This is a genomic window from Streptomyces sp. NPDC052773 (assembly GCF_044547145.1).
Taxonomy (GTDB): Bacteria; Actinomycetota; Actinomycetes; order Streptomycetales; family Streptomycetaceae; genus Streptomyces.
The window spans coordinates 150631-171440 of record NZ_JBITZX010000001.1 but is presented as its reverse complement, the minus strand read 5'-3'; the positions used below and the strand labels follow the sequence as shown (position 1 = coordinate 171440).

The window sequence follows — 20810 nt, the reverse complement described above, 5'->3', positions numbered from 1 at the left end:
TCACCCGGTACCAGTTTTCGGCGCCGGCTCACGAGGGTGGGCGAAGGTGCACGTACGAAGGGCCCGGGTCAGTGGCGGCGCGCCCGGGCGCGGTACAGGGCCGTGCCGGCGAGCAGGAGGAGGGCGACGGCGAGGGCGCCGTGGGCGAGGAGGGCGGGGCCGGTGGCGGCGAGTTCGTCCGGGCGGCCGGGGAAGGGGGTGGTGTCCCGCAGTCCCGGGGAGGGCGAGGCGTCGGAGTCCGACCGGGGGCTCGCCTCGAGGTCGCGCTCGGGATCGGCCTCGGGGTCGCCGTCGGGGGCGGGGGTTTCGGACGGCTCGGTGCCGATGGTGAAGCGGTAGTCGTTCGACTGCCCGACCCAGTCCCCGTCGTCCTCCCGGCGCTGTACGACGGCGGCGGTCGCCGTGACCTCGTTGGGCCGGGCGTCCGGGGTCAGCGCGAGGCGCACCTTCACCCTGACGGTCCCCCGCGGGCCGACCGTGAATCCGGGGAAGCCGTCGTCGAACGCGCCCACCAGTTCGTCCCGGTCGGTCCCCTCGAAGCGCACGGGGTGCGGCTCGGCGCGGGCGCCGTCGTAGAACTCCAGGCGTGGCTGGGAGGGCTTCAGGGCGCGCTTCTCGTCGACGAGGACGACCACCGGGTGGATGCCGGCGCAGGTGCGGTCGGTGGTGTTCGTGAGGTCCAGGTACCAGGTCGCGAATCCGCCGCCGGCCACGTAGGTGTCGGGGCCGCCGTGGAGGCGGGTGGTGAGGGGGAAGGTGCGGGTGTCGGGGGTGGTGCAGGTGTGGGTGGGGGACGGGGGCGCCGGGCTCGGGGTGGCGGCGTGGGCCGGGGCCGGGGCGGAGAGGAGGGCGGCGGCTGCTGCGAGGCAGAGGGGAGCGGGGGTGCGGCGGCGCGGTCTCGGAAACAGTCGCATGAACACATGACCATGCCGGATGGGGGTGGGGGTGGGGGGCAGGCGCTCCGGGTGGGGTGGGAAGTCCGCTCGATCAGCGGAGGGGCCCCGCTCAGCGTCCCGCGCTCACCACTCCGCCCGCTCAGCGTCCCGCGCTGACCCTCCGCCCGCTCAGCCCCTTGCCCTTGGGCTCACCCCTCCGCCCCTCACGACTCCGCCCGTCCGAACAGCGGTGCCAGCAGCAGCTGGGCCGCCCCCTCGGCGACCCCCCGCTCACCGCCGGGGGCGACCCGTACGGGGACCGTGGCCGCGCCCTCGCGCCGGGCGCGGTCGGCGAGGACGCGGGCGACACCACGTACGAAGGCCTCCGGCGCGCCGGCCACCGTACGGCCGCCGAGCAGCACGAGGTCGATGTCGAGCAGCCCGACGAGGTTCGCGGCGCCCGCGCCCAGCACGCGCGCGGCCTGGTCGAGGTCGCCGTCGGCGACGGCGGCCAGGCACAGGGCCTCGATGCAGCCGCGTCCGCCGCAGGTGCAGGGCGGCCCGTCGAGGTGGATGACCTGGTGGCCGAACTCCCCGGCGCCGGTTCGCGCCCCGCGGTGCACGGCGCCGCCGATCACCAGGCCGGCGCCGAGCCCCGTACCGAGGTGGAGGTAGGCGAACGACCCCACGTCCCGGCCGACCTCCTCCCCCACCGCCAGTCCGAGCGCCGCCGCGTTGGTGTCCTTGTCGACGACGACCGGCATCCCGAGCCGCCGCGCCAGCGCGTCCCGCAGCGGGAAGCCGTCCCACTCGGGGAACCCGGTGACCCGGTGCAGTACGCCACGTCCGTGATCGAGGGGACCGGGCAGGGCGACTCCCACGCCGAGCACGCCCTCCGCCGGCCCCGGAGCCGCATCGCTGCCGACCAGGCCCGCGACCTCCCGCCGCACCCCCTCCAGGACGGCCTCGGCGCCCGCCCCGAGGTCCAGCGGGGCGCGCCGCTGCGCCACCACCGCGCCGGTGAGGTCCACGAGCACGGCCCGCAGTTCGTCCCGGTCCAGGTGGACTCCCACCGCGTGCCCGGCGTCCGGGACCAGCCGCAGGACGGTGCGGGGCTTGCCGCCGGTGGACGCGCGGCGCCCCGCCTCGGCGGCCAGCCCCTCGCCCCGCAGCCGTGCTGTGATCTTGCTGACCGCCTGCGGGGTGAGCCCGGTGCGCTCGGCCAGCTCCAGCCGGCTGATGCCCTCCTCGCCCGCCGTGCGCAGCAGGTCCAGCACCAGCGCGGTGTTGTGGCTGCGCAGCGCCAGCAGATTCGCGCCCGCGCCGTCCGCCGCTGCGTTCGTCCTGTTCACGGCACCCATTCTGCCCACCGCTTGCACTTTGGCAACAGCGTTGCGAAAGTGGACGCATGACGACTGGCACCTCAGGCACCCCCCTCCGCGTCGGCCTCATCGGCTACGGCCTCGCGGGATCCGTCTTCCACGCCCCGCTGATCGCCACCACCGACGGCCTCGCCCTCGACACGGTGGTCACCTCCAATCCGGAGCGGCAGGACCAGGCCCGCGCCGAGCATCCGGGCGTCCGGATCGCCGCCACGCCGGACGAGCTGTTCGACCGCGCCGACGACCTCGACCTGATCGTCATCGCGTCCCCGAACAAGACGCACGTCCCGCTCGCCGGCACCGCCCTGAAGGCCGGTCTGCCGGTCGTCGTCGACAAGCCGGTGGCAGGCACCGCCGCCGAGGCGCGCGAGCTGGCGGCCCTCGCCGAGGACCGCGGCCTGCTCCTGTCGGTCTTCCAGAACCGCCGCTGGGACAACGACTTCCTCACCCTGCGCTCGCTGCTCGACCAGGGCGAACTGGGCGACGTATGGCGCTTCGAGTCCCGCTTCGAGCGGTGGCGCCCGCAGCCGAAGGGCGGCTGGCGGGAGTCCGGCGACCCGGCGGAGATCGGCGGTCTGCTGTACGACCTCGGCAGCCATGTCGTCGACCAGGCCCTGGTCCTCTTCGGCCCCGTCACGCAGGTCTACGCGGAGACGGTGGTCCGCCGGGCCGGCGCGGAGACCGACGACGACACCTTCATCGCGCTGACGCACGCCAACGGCGTCCGCTCCCACCTGTACGTCTCGGCCACGGCCGCCCAACTCGGCCCGCGTTTCCGGGTGCTGGGCTCGCGGGCGGGGTACGTCAAGTACGGCCTGGACCCGCAGGAGGCGGCCCTGCGCGAGGGGCAGCGCCCCGGCAGCGGAGACGGGGACGGCTGGGGCACGGAGCCCGAGTCCCTGTGGGGCCGCGTCGGCTCCGGCGAGTCCCCGCTGACCGGCGGCGGCCGGCCGGCGCCCACCCTGCCCGGCGACTACCCCGCCTACTACGCGGCGGTTGCCCGCGCCCTGGTGCAGGATGGCCCCAACCCGGTGACCGCGCTGGAGGCGGCCGCCGCCCTCGACGTACTGGAAGCGGCCCGCCGTTCGGCCCGAGACGGAGTGACGGTGACCCTGTGACGCACCCGCAGAAGCACACCCCGCACACCACGCACACCATGACTCCCAAGATCACCCCCGAGCTGACGCCGAGCGTCGAGGAACTGGAGGCCCAGGAACGCCGCCTGGTCTTCCGCCAGTTCACGAACGACGACGCCTGGGAGCTGGGCTCCCTCCTGGTCCGGCTGGCCCGGGAGCGCCAGGCCCCCGTCGCCATCGACATCCACCGCGCGGGCCAGCAGCTCTTCCACGCCGCCCTGCCCGGCTCCACGCCCGACAACGACGCGTGGATCGCCCGCAAGCGCCGGGTCGTGGAGCGCTACGGCTCGGCGTCCTACCTGGTCGGAGCCCGCTTCCGCGCCAAGGGCACGACGTTCGAGGAGTCCTCCCGCCTCGACCCGGACGAGTACGCCGCGCACGGCGGCTCCTTCCCGATCAACGTGGAGGGTGTGGGCGTGATCGGCGCGGTCACGGTGTCCGGACTGCCGCAGCTCCAGGACCACCGGTTCGTGGTCGAGGCGCTGGAGGAGTTCCTGAAGATCTCCTGAGGACCCCGTTGGGTTCTCAGCCGGGGAAATACGTGGCCGTTCCCTCCGGTTGGCACAGCGGTAACTGCCGTAGCACGCCGGAGGGATCACACGCATGACCACGTCGCCCTTGAAGGACCAGATCGGCCGGTACGGCATCTGGAGCGTCGGCCTGCGCGGCGAGGACCCGGCCGGTGCCGGTGAACGCGCCGAGGCGGCGGCCGAGTTGGAGGAGCTGGGCTTCGGCGCGGTCTGGCTCGGCGGCAACAGCGCCGCGCAGCACGCCGCCCCGCTGCTGAAGGCGACGTCGACGCTGACCGTCGGCACGAGCATCCAGAGCATCTGGCAGTACGAGGCGGCCGACAGCGCCGCCTCCTTCGCCGAGCTGCACTCCGCCCACCCCGGCCGCTTCGTCCTGGGCCTCGGCGTGAGCCACGCCCAGCGGGCGGCGCAGTACCGGCGGCCGTACTCCGCCCTGGTCGGCTACCTCGACGCGCTGGACGAGGCGGGCGTACCGGCGGACCGTCGCGCGCTGGCGGCCCTCGGCCCGAAGACCCTGGAGCTGTCCCGCGACCGGGCGGCCGGGGCGATCCCCTACCTGGTGACGGCGGAGCACACGGCGCAGGCCCGGGAGATCCTGGGCGACGGCCCGCTGCTCGCCCCGGAGCTGAAGGTGATTCTGGAGACCGACCCGGACCGGGCCCGCACCCTGGCCCGCGAGAGCATCGCCATGTACCTGGCCCTGCCCAACTACACCAACAACTTCCTCCGCCACGGCTTCACGGAGGACGACCTGGCGGACGGCGGCAGCGACCGCCTGATCGACGCGGTGTACGCCTGGGGCGACGAGCAGCGCATCCGCGCCCGGATCGACGCGTTCGTCGAGGCGGGCGCGGACCACGTGGCCCTCCAGCTCGTGGACGACGGGGACAGGGACTCCCTCCCGAGGGAGGCCTGGAAGCGCCTGGCATCGACAGTGGGGTAAGGACGCTCGGTTCAGGGGCGCGGGGAACTGCGCGAGCAACCACGACGAACCCGCAGCCGCCGGCGCACCGCGGCCCCCACGCCGGCGCACCGCAGCCCCCACCCCTCAGGCGCGCGCCGCCGACCCGCGTCCGCGCCTACGCGCCGCGCAGCTCCTGCCGCTGCCGCCCAAGCCCCTCCACCTCCAGCTCGACCACATCACCGGGCCGGAGATAGGGCTTGGGCGCGGGCTGCCCGAAGGCCACCCCCGCGGGCGTCCCCGTGTTGATCACGTCCCCGGGGTAGAGCGTCATGAAGTGGGACAGGTACCGCACGACCTCCCCCACGGAGAAGATCTGCTCCGCCGTGGTCCCGTCCTGCTTCAGCTCCCCGTTGACCCAGAGTTTCAGCCCGAGTTTCTGAGGGTCCGGCACCTCGTCCGCCGTCACGAGCCACGGTCCGAGCGGGTTGAACGTCTCGCAGTTCTTGCCCTTGTCCCAGGTGCCGCCGCGGTCCATCTGGTACTCCCGCTCGGACACGTCGTGCGCCACCGCGTACCCGGCGACATGCGCGAGCGCGTCCTCCGCGGAGTCCAGGTAGCGGGCCGTACGCCCGATGACGACGGCCAGCTCGACCTCCCAGTCGGTCTTCACCGAGCCGCGCGGCACCAGCACGGTGTCGTTCGGCCCGACCACGGTGTCCGCGGCCTTCAGGAAGACGACCGGCTCGGCCGGCGGCTCGGCGCCGGTCTCGCGGGCGTGGTCGTGGTAGTTCAGCCCGATGCACACGACCTTGCCGATGCCGCCCAGCGGCGGACCGATCCGCACCCCGGCCGCGTCCAGCAGGGGCAGTTCCCCGCTCTCGGCGGCGGCCCGTACGCGGGCCATCGCCGCGTCGTCCGCGAGCAGCGCTCCGTCGATGTCCGGCACGACACCCGACAGGTCCCGCAGGTTCCCGTCGGCGTCGAGCAGCGCGGGCCGCTCGGCCCCGGCCGTACCGACTCGCAGCAGCTTCATGATCACAATCTCCCTCGATCGCGGCGGTCCACCGAGGCGACGGCCGGGTGCGGCGGCGCGCGACCTCGGAGGACTTGGCCGATCCTCCAAGGTGGGGGTCCAGTCCGCAATACCCCGTTCACGTACTGGACCCGCCTCCGCGATGCGGGGTCAGCGGTAGAGCACGGCCCGCTCGACGGCGCTCCACGTCGTGCTGGTCACCACGTACAGCGCCGCGGCCAGCGGCACCACGGCCACCGTGACCAGCGTGAAGAAGGACATGAACGGCATGACCTTGGTGACGGCGCCGAGCCCGGGCAGCTGCTGCCCGCCGTCCGCCAGGGGCGCCACCGGGTTGGCGGCCATCATGATCTTCGTACGCCGGTAGTTGAACGCGGCGACGGCCGCGACGAGGACGAACAGCCCGACGTACACGAGCCCCGCCTCGCCGAAGAGGCCGCCTCCGCTCAGCGCGTCGACCCAGTGGTCGCCGAGCGGGGCGCCCAGCAGCCGGTGCCCCAGCAGCTCGTTGGTCTCGCCGCCGATCGTCGGGTTGGAGAAGAGGTGATAGAGGAGGAAGAACGCGGGCAACTGGAGCAATCCGGGCAGGCAGCCGGCGAGCGGTGACACCTGCTCCTTCCGGTGCAGCTCCAGCACGGCCCGCTGCAGTCGCTCGGGATCCCGGCCGTACTTCTTCCGCAACTCGGCGATCCGCGGCTGGAGCCGGGTCCGCGCCTTCTGGCCGCGCGCGGCGGCCCGGGACAGCGGATGCACCAGCAGGCGTACGAGCGCGGTGAACAGGACGATCGCGGCGGCGGCCGCGGAGCCGTGGAAGAGGGGTGCGAGCAGGTCGGCCAGCCGCTCGACGAGGTTGGCGAAAACGGACATGGGTGAGTGAGCCCTCCGGGGTCTCGTCGTGCCGTGACAGGGATGGCGGCATGACGACCCGCGCGGGTCACCAGAGGAGATGCTGCTGGATGCCCTACGCGCAGGTCGCCGGGAGGGCACGCCCGGGCGCTCGGGGACGCGTACGCCCCCGCGCGTCGGGATCGCGTTGCGGCAGGAAGGCCGTACGGCGGTCACGGTCCCGGATCGCGGTCCGGACCCGCGTCGGCGGCACGGCGGGCGCGCAGCGCGCGGCGATCAGCGAGCAGACGGCCAGCGCGGACCCGGCGGCGGCGGTCGCGGCGAGCGCGACGGTCGCGGAGAGGCTGCCGGCGTCGAGGAGGACGAGCTCGAGGAAGAGGAAGAGCAGCAGGGCGGCGGGGCGCAGCTTGCTGAAGGCCTGGACCATCGGCGGCGCCCCCTCTCTCACCTCGTGCAGGTGTACGTAGGAACGGTTATACCTCAGGAACTTCCTCCACTGGTTTGAGAAAGGCTCGTCAGAACTCTCGACAGAGCCGCCCGGGAGCCGTGATGCTTCCAGACGGCACGGAGGCGCCGCGAGTGAACGAATGACATGTACTTGACACGACTGTAGAGAGCCGGAGGACCGGACAACCATGATCCGACGCAGGACACTGCTCGCGGCCACGGGCGGCGCGCTCCTCGGAAGCACCCTGGGGACGGGCACCGCCCGCGCGGACGCGACGATCACCGTGAACCCGTCCGGGACGTACGGCACCTGGGAGGGCTGGGGCACGTCCCTGGCCTGGTGGGCCAACGTCTTCGGCGCCCGGGACGACTTCGCGGACCTGTTCTTCACCATGAACTCCGTGGCGTACGGCGGCCGCACCCTCCCCGGCCTGGGCCTGAACATCGCCCGTTACAACCTCGGCGCGTGCAGCTGGAACTCGGTGAACGGCGAGTCGATGGTCGAGTCGCCGAACATCCCCGCGTTCAAGCAGATCGAGGGCTTCTGGCAGGACTGGCGGAATGAGGACCCGGCGTCCTCGGCCTGGGACTGGACGGCGGACGCGAACCAGCGGGCGATGCTGGTCAAGGCGACCCGGCGCGGCGCCGTCTCGGAACTCTTCGCGAACTCGCCGATGTGGTGGATGTGCGCCAACCACAACCCGTCGGGCGCGGCGGACGGCGGCAACAACCTCCAGACCTGGAACTACCGCCAGCACGCGTCCCACCTGGCGACGGTGGCCGCGCGGGCGAAGTCGGACTGGGGCGTGTCCTTCGCCACCGTCGACCCCTTCAACGAGCCGGCGTCGACCTGGTGGACGGCGACGGGCACGCAGGAGGGCTGCCACATGGACCCGTCGGTCCAGGCGGCGGTGCTGCCGTACATGCGCAGCGAACTGGACAAGCGCGGCCTGACCGGTATCCGCATCGCGGCGTCGGACGAGACCAGCTACGACGTGGCCCGCTCCACCTGGTCCGCCTTCGGCTCGTCGACGAAGGCCCTGGTGTCGCAGGTGAACGTGCACGGCTACCAGGGCGCGGGCGGTCGCCGGGACCTCCTCCACACGGACGTGGTGACGACGTCCGGCAAGAAGCTGTGGAACTCGGAGACGGGCGACGGCGACGGCACGGGCCTGACCATGGCCCGCAACCTCTGCTACGACTTCCGCTGGCTGCACCCCACGGCGTGGTGCTACTGGCAGGTCATGGACCCGACACCGGGCTGGGCGATGATCGCGTACGACCCGGCGACGCTCCAGCCGACCACCGTCCAGCAGAAGTACTACGTGATGGCCCAGTTCAGCCGCCATATCCGCCCCGGGATGACGATCCTGGACACGGGCGTCAGCTACGCGGTGGCGGCACTGGACCGCGCGGCACGCCGCCTGGTGATCGTGGCGGTGAACACGGCGACAACGCCGCAGACCCTCACCTTCGACCTCTCCCGCTTCACGACGGTGACGGGCGGCACGGCCGGCCTGGTCCCCCGCTGGAACACGGTGACGGCCGGCGGGGACCAGTACCGGGCGTACGTGGACACCCGCCTGACCGGCAAGTCGGTGAGCGTGCCGTTCGCGGCGGGAGCGGTGCAGACGTTGCAAGTGGACGGAGTGGCGTTGTAGCCGGCCGCCACTCGACGCGGGATACCTGACCCTTGTCAGCGGAGGGCAGTACGGTGTCCACCATGCGCCCCGACACGCCCGCCGAAAACGTCGACCACCACGCCGAAGCGGCCCGCCTGGAGCGAACCGCCGGTCTGTATCCCGAGGACGCCGAGGCCCTGCTGCTGCGCGCCGCGGCCCACCGGGAACTGGCCGGCGACCGCCCCTCGGCGACAGCGCTCTACGACCGCCTGCTCTCCGGCCCGTCCAACCTGGAGAACCCCCACCTCGTCCGCGCCCTCAAGGCCGCGAACCTGTGGGAGTACGGCCACGAGGCGGAGGCCCGCGCGATCATCGAGGGCATCAGGACGGCCGCCCCCCGCGATGCCGCCCCCTGGGTGATCGTCGCGGAGGCCCTGGAGTCGCACGACGAGCTGGAGTCGGCGCACGAGACCTACACGGAGGGCGCGCGCCGCCTCCTCACGGACACGGCGGAGCCCCCCTTCGCCGCCCACCCCCTCCTCTTCGGCCGCCACCGCGTCCGCCGCATGCTGGGCGTCCCCCACGACGACTGGGACACCCTCGCGGACACCCTCCACACGTCCCCGGTCCCCCTGGACGAACTCCACGACCCGAAGCGCGTCTGGTCCCTCGGCTCCGAGAACCCCGCCGAACTGAGGGCGGAGATCTCCCGCCTCCAGGCCGAGCTGGGCACCTTCCGCGAGGCCCTGTCCCGCCCCTTCCCGGTCGCGATCCTCCACTGGCCGGCCGACGAGCTGTCGGAACTCCTCTCCGACTATCCGGACCTCGCCTCGGAATACCCGTCCCACGAGGCCCACTTGGCCGCCGTCGAGTCCGCCCTGCGCGAGCTGGCCGCCTCCGGCACGTCGAACCTGGGCATCGTGCGGGGCACCGTCCCCTCTTACGAGGCCTTCGCCGCGTCCGAGGGCGCGTCCCCGTCGGACGCGACGCTGCTGCCGCAGTACGCGACGATTCTGGCTGCGCGGGGGCGGGCGGTGGGGTGGCCGCCGGAGCGGGGGGATGGGTGTTGGTGTGGGGTGGGGCGGGTTTATGGCGAATGTCACGGCAAGTGACAGTATTTGTTCGGCCGGAGTCCAGCGGCAAGAAACAGGCATGCGGAGCACACCTCTGCGCACATCTGGCAAAATCGTGCATCAGTTCGGGTGGTAGGTGGCTAGCCTGTCATCGGCGCTCGGATGACCTGGCGGGAAGTGCGAGACTCTTGGTGCTGGGGAGCAGTTGCTGATCGCTGCTCCCGACCTGTACTTGATCATCCAGGAGGAGCTGCATGCCCCGCAGCGGCCAGAAGCGACCCGAGTTCGCCTCGCCATTGACCTCGATCGAGATCTGCGCGGGCGCCGGTGGACAAGCCGTCGGGCTGCACAACGCCGGTTTCGACCACCGCGCGCTCGTGGAGTGGGACCCACACGCCGTGGCCACCCTCCGGGCCAACGTAGGCGACTGGCCCGGCTGGGACCAGGAGAAGGCCGACGCCATCCGCCCGATGGACGTCAAGGACTTCCTGGAATCCGACGTCCGGGAGAATCTCGGCCTGGTTCCCGGAGAACTTGATCTGCTCGCCGGTGGCGTGCCATGCCCTCCGTTCTCCCTGGCGGGACACAGGCTCGGTCCTGACGATGAGCGCGACCTTTTTCCGGCAGCGCTTGACATCATCGATGCTCTGCGACCCAAGGCGGTGATGATTGAAAACGTTCGGGGAATTCTCGAGCCGCCGGAGTTCTTCATTGATTACCGAATTTCGATCCTCGACAGACTCCGCAAGCTTGGCTACCTAGTTCCCGAGATCGATAGCAGCCTTTCTGCCACCGAACAGGACATCGTTATGCGGTCGGTCTGGCGACGCCTCGACGCGAGCGACTTCGGCGTTCCACAGCTTCGACCGCGCGCAATCCTTGTAGCCATCCACGAGGATGCCCTTCAGCCGGGAAATCCGCAGTTCCGTTGGCCTACGAAAATTAAGGGAACGCCGGTAACGGTTCATGGAGTACTCCATGAAAGCATGAAGGAACGCTGCCTGAAGTTTTGGGACAAGAATCTCCATGGGCAGCCTGCAGGACCGGGAGAGAAGACCGGCCGGAAGATCTACGAAGACTGGGAGAGGGCCGTTTCAGGTAAGCCCGTCGCCCCCACGCTCGTAGGCGGGTCAAGGAAGCACGGTGGCGCCGACCTGGGCCCCACACGAGCCAAGCGCGCTTGGCGAGACCTGGGAGTTGACGGCATGGGAATCGCGAACGACCCTGAGAACTGCGTCCCGGAGCGCGACCTCTTCCGCCCCGACGGCCCCATGCTCACCGTCGCTCAGGCCGCGATCATTCAGGGATTCCCGGACGACTGGAAGTTCCAGGGCCGCAAGACGGCCCGCTACCGCCAGGTCGGGAACGCGTTCCCGCCACCGGTGGCGGAGGCCGTCGGTCGGGCTATTGCGGCCGTTCTGCGTCCCGAGCACCGCGAAGAACTTCTCGCCGAGTACGAAATGGAACCGGCAGGGACGCTGCCCGGCGCGGATGTCCCGCGGCAACTAGAGATTTCAGTCGCCGTCACCCGCGCTCCCCTGGCGACGGCTCAAGACCGTGAGGGCGATTTTGTCGGCACAGGCGTCTGACGGCTCGTGCTCCCAGAAGCGGAGCACGAGCCACCCGGCTTCCTTCAGTTTCTGGTCCGTGTCCCGGTCGCGTTCCACGTTGCGCAGGACCTTCTCGGACCAGTAACCGGAATTTGTCCTGGGCGGCACGTAATGCTCCGGGCACCCATGCCAGTAGCAGCCGTCTATGAAGACAGCGACTTTCGCCGGACGGAAGACCAAGTCCGCCGTCCGGCGGAGATCCGGCAGCGGCCGGGCGGCGACGCGGTAGCGGAGGCCCTTCGCGTGGACAAGCCTGCGGATGAGCCGCTCGGGCTTCGTGTCACGGCTGCGGATAGCCTGCATGTTGCGGCGGCGTGCTGCGGACGAAGCCCAGGAACCTTCCGGGGCTTCCCATTCGGCATCGTGGGACACACCGCAGAGGGTAGTCCCGTACGGTCCGCAGCACCGGCCCGCCCCTAGCGGCCTCCGATGTGACTGAGGAGTGCCTCTATGTCACTCGGCGCGAGACCGGCCGCCACCGAGGGCTCCTCCTCCAAGTCGGCGAGCTGCTGGACCGTGGGGTCGTCCAGGATGCGCCCCATGAAGTCCAGCTTGCGTTCCAGGCGCTCGGCCACCACCTCGTCGATGGAGTTCCGTACCGCCAGGACGGTCACCCGGGTCTCCGTGTCGGGGGCCAGCCCAAGACGGTGGATCCGGTCGAGACTCTGAAGGAAGCGGCCTGCCATGAAATCGCGGTCCACGTAGACGGCGTCATGGCAGACGTGGTGCAGGCTTATCCCTTCTCCCAGGGTCGCCGGGTTCGAGATCAGCACCATGCAGGCCGGGTCCTCCCGGAACCGACGGAGCTGCTCCTCCCGGTCCGCAGTGCCGCCGTAGACGACAGCTGGGCTGTACTTCTCTAGCAGGCGTTCCAGCGTGGTGAGACTCCTGACGAACGTCGTCCAGACCAGCGTCTTGCGGCCCTGAGCGGCATTCTCCGCGATGATCGCGATGGCCTCCTGGTACTTGGGCGACAGCTCGTAGTCGGGGAGGTTCTGCATGAGCGAGTACAGCGAGCTGCCCTCGGGAATGTCCAGCGGCGGCAGCTGGTACGCGAGCGGTTCGTACCGGCTGCCCCCCTCAAGAAGCAGGGCGGGGCTCGTGGCCGCCATGAGGAGACGCAGAGCCGTCTTGCCCAGGGAACTCAGGTCCTCACGAGCGGCGCCGCTCTTCTCACCGCCCACGAGAGCCGTGTAGATCTCGTCGTGCAGGGGCGGCATATCGACGAAGCGCAGCCCCAACTGAACCGGCGGCAAACCGAGTTCCTGCTTGGTCGTGCGTGTGAAGAGCGGCCGGAGGACCGAGCTCGCGTGCGCGAGATCACCGCCGGCCACCGCCTGCACCACCGTGCGCTGGCCGTGCCCCGGCCAGACGAAGCCCAGCAGGTTCTCCAGGTCGCGGGACCCATTGGGGGCTGGGGTGCCGGTCAGGATCAGCCGGCGGGTGGCCAACGGGCCCAGCGCCATGCAGGCTGCCCCGTACGTCCCCCGAGCGCCCAGCTTCATGCGATGCGCCTCGTCCAGGATGATCATTGAGGGACCAGCCTTGAGCCAGCTCGCCAGCATGGGCAGCGACCGGTCGAGACGCTCGTAATTGACCACGAGCACCTCGGCCCACTCGTCACGTGAGCCGTCCAGGACGTTGATACGCAGCGGGTGGATGAGGCACTCGGCGGTCTCGTAGCGCCAGGACTCGTAAGCCGACTTGGGGCAGACGACCAGCAGTCGGCTTACCTTGCCGGCGGCCTTCTGCGCGGCGTACACGGCGAGGGCGACGCGTGTCTTGCCGGCGCCGGGCACGCTGAAGTTCGCACCGTGCTGCAGCGACAGAAGCTTCGCGATGTCGCGGCGCTGGAACTCGCTGAGTTCGCCCTTCCAGGTGTCGCCGAGGAGGGAGGGAACGTCGTCGGGCGCGACCTCGCCGGGCGCGTCCCGCCCCGCGAGCCGCTGCTGCACGGTGTGCGCGTCCTGGACCACACCGGAGACCAGCTCCCGCAGGTCATCCGCCCACTCCACGCCGGCCGGGTCGGACCAGGTGCCGAGGAGGCCAAGGTCCGCGAGCAGCTCGTCCAGGGAGACCGAGGCACTCAGGGGGCCGAGCTGGCCGCCGGTGCGAAACCGCGCGGCCAGCTGTACGAGTTCCTGCTGGAACGATTCCGTGGTCCGCAGGACTACCCGGGTCCGGGTCTCATCGAACCCGAGACGCAGCGACTTATCGCTGACAGGGCTGGTCACCGGGAACCCTCCGCCGCGACCGCCTCCAGCAGCCAGGCAACACCGTCTCCCGGCTGCGGCAGTCCGCGGCCGGCCTGCTGCGCGAGCTTGAGGAGGCTGCCCCGCAGCCTGACCAGCGCCTCATCGAACGCTTCCTCGTCCAGGCTGCGGGAGGTCCGCGCCTGCACCAGGTCGCTCACGCACTGGTCGATGCTCGCGCAGGCTTCCGCCAGCCGGGCCGGGGCGAGCTGCTTGCGCTTGCGCAGCCGGGCATTGCGGCCCGCCGCGTCGATCGCCTCGTCAAACGCCTTCTTCGTGCTGTCCAAGGCGTCCTGCGCGGCGGCCTTCCGCTCGTCACCGAGGTCAGAGGCTCCGTTCCGCACCAGGGCGGCGGTGCGGAGGATCTCGTCGTTCATCGCCCGGGCCTGCGCGACGGCGGAGGAAGCGGCGGGCACCTCCAGGCCCAGACCGGGGATGGTGACCGACTGCGGCTGCGCGGCCGTCGTACCACCCATGGGCAACTGCTGCTCAAGTCCGGCCTTCAGGAAGTCCTCGTCGATGTGACGAACGTCCGTCTTGGAGAAGTTGAGGAGGATCGCGGCCAAGCGCAGCTCCTTCAGGACCTCGGCCTGGTCACGGTCCACCGTTTCCAGCTTCACGTACAGCCGGTGCAGCTCCCTCAGCCGCTCCGTCGCGCCCTCCCAGTCCACCAGGCGCAGGCCGACGCCGCCGCCCGTACGGCTGCGCTCGTTCAGCTCACGGATCGTGCTGAGGATCCACCGCTCCTGGTGGTAGGTGCGCACCTGGATCCGGAAGTCTTTGGCGATCTGCTCCGGCGTCCGTCCCAGCGCCGCCTGCTCCTCCATAGCGATGAGGCGGTTGATGAAGGAGTAGTCACGCCGGTGGTCCTTGCGAAGCTGCAGGGACAGCTCCACAGCGTTGATGTCGGCCCAGGTGAACGACGCCGGCAGCACGCCCACGCGCATCGACTGCGCGCCGAGTTCGCGCAGCGCGGCGGCCCGGGTGTTGCCGTTCACCAGCACCCCGTGCCGGGTTACGAGCCCGGGGTCGTTCTGCCCGAACTGGTCAAGGCTGTCCTTCAGGGCATCGAAGTCCTTGTCCCGCACGTTCGTGTTCTCGGGGTCCGCCTTGAGCAGGAAGCCGAGGTAGTCCTGGCTCTCCGCGCACCAGGGGTCCTTGTCCAGCAGCGCGTCCCGCTCCGTGTCGTGGCTGCGCTGGGCCCGGATCCGGTGAGTGCTGGGGTTGTAGTAGAGACTGCTCAGCGGCAGGTCGATCACTTCGACATGGGCCTGCTGCCCGTTCCAGTCGACGGTCACGGTCTCCCGCGTACCGCCGGCCGCCTTGACCTCCTCGACCTTCTTGCTGATCAGTTCGCTGAACTCGGCCGCCCTCGGCGGAGCCGGGTACTCGCGCATCGTCGTCATCCCGTCCTGTCTCAGTCGTCCGTGCCGTCGAGCTTGTCGGCCACGACCCTGCGTGCGTCCGCCGGCAGCGTCCGGTACCGCGCCCACAGCTTCTCCAGCGCGCTCTGGTTCCGGCGGTCCGCGGCGATCCAGCCGCGGATCACCCGCCGCTCCACCGGTGCCAAAGACTCGATCTCCGCCAGGACGTCAGCCATGTGCACGGTCCGGTCCACGTTGCCCCGGCCGCACCGCTGGCACTCCGTGATGAGCTGGTGCACGACGCTGCCGTCCGGCTGGACGACCGGTCGGCGTGCCACGTTCAGCACGGCCTGCTCCAGTCCCCCGTCTCCGTACGTCTCGCCGCCCGTTACACCGCACGTCCGGCAGAGGTAGCCGTCGTCCTGGAACACCTTCGCCCGCTGGGCGTTGGTGATGCTGCCCTTGTGCATGGGCGCCTTCGACTTCCCCGGGATCCAGACGTCCTCACCCCTGGTCCGGAAGCGGTGTTCCTGCTGGCGCAACGTCGGGTCCTCACGGCTGGTGGCGATTTCCCAGCCGTGGTCACGCAGGTCACGCATGCGCCGGTCGATCTGCGCCACGTCCGGGAACGCGGCCCGCAGGTCGGCCTTGGTGAAGGTGCCGTTCTCCTTCACCTCCTGGATCAGCCACAGCGCGACGCGCGCCTTGGTTCCGAGCTTGCTGGCCCCGTAGGTCGTGTCTCGCCAAGACGGCAGCGTGGTCATCCGTTCCCCTCCTATGTGGGAATCACCTGAATATGGCCTTAAGACGCGCACCACCGCATAACGGCCCGAGAACTGCCGTTTCGGTGCAGACGTTCGCCCCTCGGTCACCCCCCGCTTCAAGAGCGGCTGCGTTCCAGTGAACACCACGAATGCCAAGAATCAATCCCCTTTGAACACTTGCCTGGCACAAAGCAAGCCTTGCTCATCAAAAGCAAGAACAACTCCGTCACCACTACGGCAGAATGAGCGAGGATCCCGGCAACGGGCCTGCTGGCAGGCCAACTTGCCGGAGAACGGGGAGGTCTCAGAAGCGTGCCGTACAGCAGAAACAGTCGCCCTCCGTACGCATGGGCGAAGAAGTCCTTCGAAAGCGGAGTTTCACCGGCGAGGCGTGAACTCGCCGCCGCCCTCCAGAGCCTTTGCCCTGTCCTGCTCATCAAGCCGAAGGGCGCCGACGCGCCTACCCGCAATCCAACTCAGGGCGAGGTCGCCAAGCGGCTCAAGATGAGTGAAAGCGCACTGTCGAGGGCGCTCAGTGGAAAGGCACTGCCCGAGCGGCGGTCGCTCGAGATCCTCTTCGAGGCGGCGAGCGCTGACGCCTTGGAGCGGGGCGTCGAGGTCGGGGTCAGCCTGGCCGACTTGTACCAGTTGCACGCGAAGGCAGCGGCCGAGCAGAACGGCGTGATCACCACGCACCTGAGCGCGGCCCTGGAGTCGGTGTCCAGACAACTACGCGTGGTCCGTGACGAGAACGAGCAGCTCAGAAGAGCGTACGAGAAGCTCCGTGCCGAGCATGACAGGCTGCGCCAGCAAGCTTCCCTGAAGGCCGACAGCCTGCGGTCTCTCCAGCGGAAGTACACGGTGCTACGACGGAAAGCCGCCTCGCTGCGGGAACGGGTCAGCCTCCTCGAAGCCGGCTCACCGGCCGTTCCGTCTGACGCTTCGGCCAGCGCTCCGCTGCCGGTACCCCTGCAGGCGGGGTCCCGGCAGCGGACTGAACTCGACACGGCGGCCGCCCAGAACGTCGCCAGGCGAGCGGAAGCTCTGTACGGCGGCGGCCGGCAAGCGGATGAAGTGCTGGCGCTCCTGCGGCACACCGCGGACGCCTACAGCCCGGCAGAAACAGCCTTGCTCGTCGGCCTGCTGGCCCAGGAAGGCCACGAGGATCTGGTCAGGGACCTTCTCCACATCTATGGTCGGGACAAGCCCGACCATGAAGTTCTGCGCGCGGCACTGGAACTCCTCAGGTCAGGTTCCCCGGCGAACGCTGAAGCCCTGTTGCTGACCGCCGCACAAACGCACAGTCCTTACCGGACTTCCTAAGCACCGCTCCGTCTCAAGGATCAGCGCCACCGCGTCGGAGACGCAGGCCGTGGAAGAGGACGAGGCCGGCCGGGTGCCATCGGGTGTGGTCAGGTGGTCGTGGCTCATGCGTGCCCCCGGTGCCTCCCCCGGTGCCGGCTGTGGCCATGTTGTTGCCGGAGGTGTGGGTTCCGCCACTGTCGGAGGCGCCGTGGAGTGGTGAACTCCGGAAATGTTGCTGCTCGGGCTGCTGCAGCTCGTCGTCTGTGTGATCGCCGTGTTCGGGTTCCTCGGGTATGGCGGGCAGACGCTCGCCGACGGGGGGCGAGGCAGGAGGGGGAGCTTTCGAGGGTGCTGCGCGGGGGTGCAGCCGTGGCCGCGGCGGTGGCCTTCGGGGCGTACGGCTGGGGGCTGCTGGGGCTGGCCGGGGCCCTCATGGACGCGGAGGACGGAGGGACCGGCTCCGCGCCGGTGCGGTCCTGTAGTACGCCCGGGTGGGAGGAGGGGCACGGGTCGGCGGGTGCGAGGGTCGTCGGGTACCACGTGTCCTGGATCCCGCTAGCGTTCGTGTGTGAGACGAGTGACGGGGGGAGTCATGGGAGCGGTGACGTGCCGGCGTATGTCAATCCACTCGTCTTCGTGTTCGGGGTCGCCGCTGCCGGGGGCGCCCTCTCCTCCGCGTACGTCGGGGAGTTGCGCGCCCGGCAGCGGCGCCGCGCTGGTTACGCCGCCGGGGTCAGTTCCGGTACGCCGAACAGGAGGGCGTAGCCCGGCGGGAGTTCGGCGAGGATGCGGGTCAGCAGGGGCTCGCCGATCATCGGCCGCAGGACGCTGAGGACCGAGCTGACGTCCCAGCGGGCCGTCGCGGGGGTCGCGCCCTCGATGCGGGTGGCCACCGAGTCCACGAACTCCGCGGCGGTCAGGGGACGGGTCGCCGGGATCTGGGAGGCGATCACCCGTGCCGCCTCGGTGGGGAGGGCTCGGGCCAGGTCCACCCGCTCGTCACCGGTGACGTGCCCGCCGAGCGCGGAGAGGACGATGCGGGTGATGCGTTCCGCTTCCGCCCTCGTGGGGTACTGGCCTGCTTCCTGCACCGCGTCGATCAACTCCGGCCAGCCGTCCGTGCCCACCTCGGTGAGCGTGGCGGTGGTCCGCTCCTCCGTCGTCGTCACGGTCATCGTTTCCTGTTCTCCTCCCAGTCCACAGGGGTCCCGGTCCACGGCGTCCCCGTCCACAGGGGTCCCGGTCCACGGGGTCCCCGTCCACAGGGGTTCCCGGTCCACGGGGTCCCCGTCCACAGGCATGACCGCCCCGCGGGCCACGGCCCTGCCCATCGGGCCCGCGAGGGCGTCGTTCTCCTCGGTCCATGCGGTCGGCTGAGCTGCCGCCCTGACCGCCGCTCAGTCGCCCAGCCGCTCGGTTACCCGGCCGTCGGTCACCCAGACGCCCGGTTGCCGGCCGCTCAGCTGCTCAACTGCTTGCGGTCGCCGCCGCCGGAGACCTGGATGCGGCGTGGCTTGGCCGCCTCGGCCACCGGGATGCGCAGCGTCAGCACGCCGGCGTCGTACGAGGCGTCGATACGGTCCGTGTCGAGGGTGTCGCCGAGGAAGAGCTGGCGGGTGAAGGTGCCCGTGGGGCGCTCGGCGACGAGCACTTCCGCGTCCTCGGGGGCGGGGGACGTGCGCTCGGCGCGGACGTTCAGGACGTTGCGTTCGACGTCCAGCTCGATCGTCTCGGGGTCGATGCCGGGGAGGTCGAAGTGGACGACGAGGTCGTCCCCGGCCCGGTACGCGTCCATCGGCATGGCGGCCGGACGCGCGGCCGTGCTGAAGACCTGCTGCGCGAGGCGGTCCAGCTCGCGGAACGGGTCCGTGCGCATGAGCATCACAGGTCACTCCTCTCATCAGGCGCTGTCCTTGTGCGATGCCCTACGCGTTTTTATATAACTCCGGGGAGGAAACTTGACAAGGTCTGACTCAGGTTCTGTTTGCGGTGTGACCCCGGGGTTACTGTCGGACTCCCCGAACTTCTGAGCCGGGCCCGGCAGGAGGCAGCAGGCACATGGCGAACATGGCGGACATCCCCAGCTCTCTCCCGAGCTCTCTCGTCGCCGCGACCGGACTCGTCGGCGGCTACGGCGTCGCCCGCTGGACCGGGAAGCGACCGCTCGGCGGCGCCGTGCTGGCCGTCGCGGGCGCCGCCGCGGCGCGGCAGTGGCGGCAGCGGGCCGGCGGGGGCGCCGCGGGTGCGCTGACCGCCGCGTATGTCGCCGCCTTCGCCGGGTCCCATCCGCTCGCCAAGAAGGTGGGCGCCTGGCCGGCCGTGTTCGGGGTGGCCGGCGCCGTGGCCCTCGCCTCCTGGGCCGTCGCCGACCGGCACGCGGACTCCCGGGACCGGTAGGCCTACGCCGATTCCCCCTGCCCGTTGGGTCTACGCCGGCTCCCCCTGCCCCGTGCGGGCCTACGCCGACTGCCCCTGCCCCGTGCGGGCTCACGCCGGCCCGCCCTGCCCCGTGCGGGCCTACGCCAGCTCCCCCTGCCCCGTGCGGGCCTACGCCGACTCCCCCTCCCCCGACCTGAACGCCCTCCGGTACCCCTGCGGGCTCGTCCCCACCACCCTCCGGAAGCGCTCCCGGAAGGCCGTCGGGGAGCCGAAGCCCGCCTGTGCCGCGATCCGTTCCACCGGGTAGGCCGTCGTCTCCAGCAAGTACTGCGCCCTGCGCACCCGCGCCCGGTGCAGCCACTGGAGCGGGGTCGTCCCCGTCTGCTCTCGGAAGCGGCGGTTCAGCGTCCGGGTGCTCATGCCCGCCCGCGCCGCGATGTCCTCCAGGGACAGCTCCTTCTCGCAGTTGTCCTCCAGCCACCTCAGCAGCGGCTCGAACGTCGCGCCGGACGGCACCGGAGGGGGGTCGTGGACGATGAACTGGGCTTGTCCGCCCTCCCGTTCCAGCGGCATCACGGACATCCGGGCGGCGTGCGCGGCGACCGCCGAGCCGTGGTCCTTGCGGATCATGTGCAGGCACATGTCCATGGCCGCCGCCGCGCCCGCCGAGGTCAGGAACTGGCCGTTGTCGACGTAGAGCACGTTCGGATCGACGGTCACCCTCGGGTAGCGCGCCGCCAGGTCCGGCGCCGCGATCCAGTGCGTGGTCGCGCGCAGCCCGTCCAGCAGGCCGGTCGCCGCGAAGAGGAACGCGCCGACGCAGACGGACGCGATCCGCGTCCCCTGGGCCGCCGCCGCGCGCAACGCCTCCGTGACGCCCGGCGGCAGCGGGTCCGGTGGGTCCTCCACGCCCGGCAGGATGATCGTGTCCGCCTCGGCCAGCGCGTCCAGCCCGTACGGCGCCCGCACCGTGAACGCCCCCGCGTTCACCTCCTTCCGGTCCGAGCAGACCCGCACCCGGTAGGCCTCCCTGCCGTCCGGCAGCCGGGCCCAGCCGAATGCGTCGATGGGGGCGGAGAGGTCGAAGGGGATCACCCGGTCCAGGGCCAGTACGGCGACGGTGTGCATGGCGAGAGCGTAGGGGTACGACGGGTTGTCGCCAACCGGCGCCACCTGCCAAGGGGATCACCGGCGCCACCTGCCAAGGGGATCTCAGCCAGGCCCGGCCACTGCTGGCGAGAATCCGTCGAACCCTGTCACTATCGCCACTTCTGCAAGATCCCCGCGC

At 70.8% G+C, this 20810-nt stretch carries 20 protein-coding genes; 8 read left to right on the top strand and 12 right to left on the bottom strand.

Annotation, left to right across the window (positions count from 1 at the left end; genetic code table 11):
- Window positions 1-68: 68 nt before the first annotated feature.
- Together ACIG0D_RS00750 and ACIG0D_RS00745 are read right to left on the bottom strand one after the other, a co-directional pair.
- Entirely contained in the window at window positions 69-914 is an 846-nt protein-coding gene (locus ACIG0D_RS00750; RefSeq protein ID WP_399795434.1) for a hypothetical protein, read from the bottom strand.
- A gap of 185 nt (window positions 915-1099) precedes the next feature.
- Entirely contained in the window at window positions 1100-2236 is a 1137-nt protein-coding gene (locus ACIG0D_RS00745; protein WP_399795433.1) for an ROK family protein, read from the bottom strand.
- Window positions 2237-2283: 47 nt separating this feature from the next.
- Between ACIG0D_RS00745 and ACIG0D_RS00740 the strand changes: the two genes are divergently transcribed.
- From ACIG0D_RS00740 to ACIG0D_RS00730, 3 genes are all read left to right on the top strand, one after another.
- Window positions 2284-3375 (top strand): Gfo/Idh/MocA family oxidoreductase, encoded by a 1092-nt coding sequence (locus ACIG0D_RS00740; RefSeq protein WP_399795432.1) that lies wholly within the window; start codon window positions 2284-2286, stop codon window positions 3373-3375.
- Between the two features lie 38 nt (window positions 3376-3413).
- Window positions 3414-3902 carry a heme-degrading domain-containing protein gene (locus tag ACIG0D_RS00735; RefSeq protein WP_399796331.1) on the top strand — a complete coding sequence of 163 codons (489 nt, stop codon included), beginning with the start codon at window positions 3414-3416 and terminating at the stop codon, window positions 3900-3902.
- Window positions 3903-3996: 94 nt separating this feature from the next.
- A complete protein-coding gene (locus ACIG0D_RS00730) occupies window positions 3997-4866 on the top strand; it encodes an LLM class F420-dependent oxidoreductase (RefSeq protein ID WP_399795431.1) in 870 nt (289 codons plus the stop codon).
- Between the two features lie 136 nt (window positions 4867-5002).
- Here ACIG0D_RS00730 and ACIG0D_RS00725 read toward each other — a convergent pair whose 3' ends face one another.
- The 3 genes from ACIG0D_RS00725 to ACIG0D_RS00715 all read right to left on the bottom strand — a co-directional run bounded on the left by ACIG0D_RS00725 (window position 5003) and on the right by ACIG0D_RS00715 (window position 7133).
- Window positions 5003-5860, bottom strand: a complete 858-nt coding sequence (locus ACIG0D_RS00725; RefSeq protein WP_399795430.1) for a fumarylacetoacetate hydrolase family protein — start codon at window positions 5858-5860, stop codon at window positions 5003-5005.
- Between the two features lie 150 nt (window positions 5861-6010).
- Complete coding sequence (locus ACIG0D_RS00720; protein WP_399795429.1) at window positions 6011-6727, bottom strand: YidC/Oxa1 family membrane protein insertase; 717 nt, start codon at window positions 6725-6727, stop codon at window positions 6011-6013.
- 94 nt (window positions 6728-6821) lie between these two features.
- The gene (locus ACIG0D_RS00715) at window positions 6822-7133 is read right to left on the bottom strand and encodes a DUF6412 domain-containing protein (protein WP_399795428.1); all 312 of its coding nucleotides are present in this window, start codon (window positions 7131-7133) and stop codon (window positions 6822-6824) included.
- A gap of 208 nt (window positions 7134-7341) precedes the next feature.
- Between ACIG0D_RS00715 and ACIG0D_RS00710 the strand changes: the two genes are divergently transcribed.
- From ACIG0D_RS00710 to ACIG0D_RS00700, 3 genes are all read left to right on the top strand, one after another.
- Complete coding sequence (locus ACIG0D_RS00710; RefSeq protein WP_399795427.1) at window positions 7342-8814, top strand: glycoside hydrolase; 1473 nt, start codon at window positions 7342-7344, stop codon at window positions 8812-8814.
- Window positions 8815-8876: 62 nt separating this feature from the next.
- Window positions 8877-9887 (top strand): SEC-C domain-containing protein, encoded by a 1011-nt coding sequence (locus tag ACIG0D_RS00705; protein WP_399795426.1) that lies wholly within the window; start codon window positions 8877-8879, stop codon window positions 9885-9887.
- Window positions 9888-10102: 215 nt separating this feature from the next.
- Window positions 10103-11437, top strand: coding sequence for a DNA cytosine methyltransferase (locus ACIG0D_RS00700; RefSeq protein ID WP_399795425.1), 1335 nt, complete (start codon window positions 10103-10105; stop codon window positions 11435-11437).
- On the opposite strand, the gene ACIG0D_RS00695 is transcribed toward ACIG0D_RS00700, so the two are convergent.
- The 4 genes from ACIG0D_RS00695 to ACIG0D_RS00680 are packed head-to-tail and all read right to left on the bottom strand — an operon-like array spanning window position 11363 to window position 15838.
- Window positions 11363-11830, bottom strand: coding sequence for a very short patch repair endonuclease (locus tag ACIG0D_RS00695; RefSeq protein ID WP_399795424.1), 468 nt, complete (start codon window positions 11828-11830; stop codon window positions 11363-11365). The genes ACIG0D_RS00700 and ACIG0D_RS00695 overlap by 75 nt on opposite strands.
- Before the next feature lie 44 nt (window positions 11831-11874).
- On the bottom strand, window positions 11875-13692 hold the full coding sequence (locus tag ACIG0D_RS00690) for a DEAD/DEAH box helicase (protein ID WP_399795423.1): 1818 nt from the start codon (window positions 13690-13692) through the stop codon (window positions 11875-11877).
- Window positions 13689-15116: a hypothetical protein gene (locus ACIG0D_RS00685; protein ID WP_399795422.1), complete on the bottom strand. Its 1428-nt coding sequence runs from the start codon at window positions 15114-15116 to the stop codon at window positions 13689-13691. The genes ACIG0D_RS00690 and ACIG0D_RS00685 overlap by 4 nt, the downstream gene beginning before the upstream one ends.
- Window positions 15117-15127: 11 nt before the next feature.
- Window positions 15128-15838: a hypothetical protein gene (locus tag ACIG0D_RS00680; RefSeq protein WP_399795421.1), complete on the bottom strand. Its 711-nt coding sequence runs from the start codon at window positions 15836-15838 to the stop codon at window positions 15128-15130.
- 312 nt (window positions 15839-16150) lie between these two features.
- On the opposite strand from ACIG0D_RS00680, the gene ACIG0D_RS00675 reads away from it, so the two are divergent.
- Window positions 16151-17161: a hypothetical protein gene (locus tag ACIG0D_RS00675; protein ID WP_399795420.1), complete on the top strand. Its 1011-nt coding sequence runs from the start codon at window positions 16151-16153 to the stop codon at window positions 17159-17161.
- 701 nt (window positions 17162-17862) lie between these two features.
- On the opposite strand, the gene ACIG0D_RS00670 is transcribed toward ACIG0D_RS00675, so the two are convergent.
- Both ACIG0D_RS00670 and ACIG0D_RS00665 read right to left on the bottom strand, forming a co-directional pair.
- On the bottom strand, window positions 17863-18318 hold the full coding sequence (locus ACIG0D_RS00670; RefSeq protein ID WP_365760521.1) for a DUF2267 domain-containing protein: 456 nt from the start codon (window positions 18316-18318) through the stop codon (window positions 17863-17865).
- A gap of 284 nt (window positions 18319-18602) precedes the next feature.
- Entirely contained in the window at window positions 18603-19025 is a 423-nt protein-coding gene (locus ACIG0D_RS00665) for an Hsp20/alpha crystallin family protein (RefSeq protein WP_399795418.1), read from the bottom strand.
- A 185-nt stretch (window positions 19026-19210) separates the two neighbouring features.
- Between ACIG0D_RS00665 and ACIG0D_RS00660 the strand changes: the two genes are divergently transcribed.
- Window positions 19211-19540: a hypothetical protein gene (locus tag ACIG0D_RS00660; RefSeq protein ID WP_399796330.1), complete on the top strand. Its 330-nt coding sequence runs from the start codon at window positions 19211-19213 to the stop codon at window positions 19538-19540.
- Between the two features lie 150 nt (window positions 19541-19690).
- Here ACIG0D_RS00660 and ACIG0D_RS00655 read toward each other — a convergent pair whose 3' ends face one another.
- Window positions 19691-20650: a GlxA family transcriptional regulator gene (locus ACIG0D_RS00655; protein ID WP_399795417.1), complete on the bottom strand. Its 960-nt coding sequence runs from the start codon at window positions 20648-20650 to the stop codon at window positions 19691-19693.
- Window positions 20651-20810 lie beyond the last annotated feature (160 nt).